Below are 1,705 nucleotides of genomic sequence, written 5' to 3'. Positions count from 1 at the left end.
GGGTGTGGTCTCCGGAAATGATTCGGATCGGCCTTAGCAACCAAATTCTACGTCATTTCAACGGCTTGAACCACATCCGCCAACCCACCGTGAATTTTTCAGGCTAGCTGACATCCGGATGGGCGACAGCGACCCTTCAACAGCGCTGTCCGCTCTTGGTTCGGCTGTTGTCAGAATGCTGAACACAGACAAGACAAGCCCGCTGGCGCGACGCTTCGCTACTCACGGCGTGCCGCCAGAGCCGAACCAGAACCTTACAATATCAGAAGCCGTAAACGGCCTGCGCCGATCGGCGCTAATTGGCAAGCTCGCGGGCAAGACGCTTGCCCCTGGGGTGCTTTCAGGGGCGACTGATGAGGATACAATAGAGCGAGCTTCAAGCGTTTTAAGTGTCTATTTCGAGGAAGTAAGAGTCGCTAATCCAACGCGTTGGGAGGCTGGACGCGATGCATATATCGCAGTAAACCCAGGAGTTCGTGCTCATCTGAGCGTTGTTGCAGAGGTGGTTTCCTACCTTTCGCATAAGAAAGCTTTGGATTTTGCGCTTATGAATTCGGAGGATTTTGCAGACAACATCAAGGAGTTCTGCAAACCTATTTTCACCTTTATAAAAAAAGCCTCCGACGATGAGGTGCGGGTTAGATTTGCTCGGAGGTTCGGGGAAGGCGGCGTCAAGGAATACACCTATCACCTCATGCAGATCCTAACGCAGACACATAGCGATTTCGGTTCGGAAGAGTTCCAGCGGTGGGTCGAGCAAAGCACATCGGAAAAGATTGATGAGGTGAACCAATTCCTTATGAAACTCGCCGAGCGTTTGACAAACTATGTGATCGACACATTGAAGAAAGTTCACGGCACTCATCGCCTAGCCAGTGATGAACAGGCCTTCTGGGAGATTGGTGTCGAGAGTGAGCGGATTCGTCGCAATGCGTTTGAAGCGCAACAAAGAGATAAGGCGCGGCGTAAACCCAAGGAGGCATACCTGAACATCGTTGATCTCGCGGAGATTGTTAAGCAACCGAACAACTGGGATCACTTTGAACATGTGTTCAAGAATCCTCTTCCTGGCGAGCGCTCTGGGCAGAAATACTACATTTCATGGATCCAGACTTTCAACGAGCTGCGCAACATTGCGGCGCATAAGAACCAGCTCAAGACTTATACGGATGAAGATCTCGAATTTGTGGAATGGCTACGGACGGAAGTGCATCCGAAGGTTCCGGCATGACACGGCAGCCATTGAAGCCGTTTCTGAAGTGGGCAGGCGGAAAACGCTGGCTATTCAAAAGTGGGCAGTTTTCGCTTCCGAGTTTTACCGGCCGATATATAGAGCCGTTTTTGGGTGGCGGCGCCGTATTCTTCGAGAACCGACCTGAGAACGCAATTCTCAGCGACTGCAATGGGCGGCTGATCGAGCTCTTTGTCGTGATCAGAGATAATCTGCAGCCGTTCGAAGCATTGATGCAAAGGCACGCTAACGACCATTCGAACGAGTATTATTACGAGCTGCGCTCCAAGCAGCTAAGGACGCCCACTGCGCGGGCTGCGCAATTTCTTTATCTGAACAGGACGTGTTGGAACGGCCTCTATCGGGAAAACCTCAGTGTCCGTTCCAAAAAGAGTTGAGTGATTTCAGCAGGTTGTGATTCTGTCGGATTTGCGAGATTCGATGGAGATCACGATGGCCTGGACTGAAATCACC

Annotated in this window: 2 protein-coding genes; both read left to right on the top strand. The window is 51.4% G+C overall.

Features of this window, described 5'->3' with window-relative positions; genetic code table 11:
* Positions 1 to 118 precede the first annotated feature (118 nt).
* Positions 119 to 1,231, top strand: coding sequence for a ParB N-terminal domain-containing protein (locus NKJ91_RS33540; protein ID WP_352458918.1), 1,113 nt, complete (start codon positions 119 to 121; stop codon positions 1,229 to 1,231).
* Positions 1,228 to 1,629, top strand: coding sequence for a DNA adenine methylase (locus tag NKJ91_RS33535; RefSeq protein WP_352458917.1), 402 nt, complete (start codon positions 1,228 to 1,230; stop codon positions 1,627 to 1,629). Before NKJ91_RS33540 ends, NKJ91_RS33535 begins: the two co-directional genes overlap by 4 nt.
* Positions 1,630 to 1,705: the final 76 nt, after the last annotated feature.

Origin of the sequence: Mesorhizobium sp. M0040, from assembly GCF_040323505.1 — a bacterium.
Classification (GTDB): domain Bacteria; phylum Pseudomonadota; class Alphaproteobacteria; order Rhizobiales; family Rhizobiaceae; genus Mesorhizobium.
This window is presented reverse-complemented; position numbering and strand designations above follow the sequence as displayed.